We start from the raw sequence: 715 nt of genomic DNA on the forward strand, positions 1-715 counted from the left end.
ATTTGTATAAAAAACAGCAACTCGCCCAGGCCGCACCAACCTGCAACAACCCGGTAGGCGAATGGAAAAACCAGCTGGGCTCCACACTCACGATCACCGCTGTACAGACCTCCGGGCAGCTCTTGGGCACGTACATCTCGCCTTCCGGCACCACTGGTGGGGTGTATCCGCTAGTCGGCTGGTTTGCCAACCCGGCTGCCGGGTCGACGGCATCGAGCAAACTGCCCGCCATCACTTTTTCGGTGCAGTGGCGTAATTACGGCAGCATGACTGCCTGGACCGGCACCTGTGATGCGTCTGGCGGCGTACCGGCCATCACCACAGTCTGGCACTTGGTGCGGACCGGTTCACAGTATTCGTGGGACCACATGCTCACCAACAGCGATGTTTTCGTCCCCAAATGACAGAGAGCTGTCGCCAACAAAACGCCCAGCGCAGAGGCTGGGCGGTTGGTGACAGCTCGCAGTATTCGTGGGACCACATGTTGCCAAATAGCGATTCTTTCGTTCCCAAATGAAAGTGCTCGCCTACCCGGCCAGCGCCAGTTTGGATTGCTCCCGCCACTTCCAGAGGGCATAGCCGGTGCCCCCTGCTCTTCAACCAAAGGAAATGCTCAATGTTGCGATTGAACGGGTTAGGGGTTCAGCCGACATACGTGTAAAAATAGCTCACAAGATCGGATTTCATCCATTGCATCAGTGAGTTAGCGGATATT

General features: G+C 56.4%; 1 protein-coding gene. It reads left to right on the forward strand.

The window, feature by feature from the left end:
• The first annotated feature begins 2 nt into the window (after window positions 1-2).
• Window positions 3-404, forward strand: coding sequence for an avidin/streptavidin family protein (locus XpopCFBP1817_RS21005; RefSeq protein ID WP_128418499.1), 402 nt, complete (start codon window positions 3-5; stop codon window positions 402-404).
• Window positions 405-715: the final 311 nt, after the last annotated feature.

The organism is Xanthomonas populi (assembly GCF_002940065.1).
GTDB classification, from domain to species: Bacteria; Pseudomonadota; Gammaproteobacteria; order Xanthomonadales; family Xanthomonadaceae; genus Xanthomonas; species Xanthomonas populi.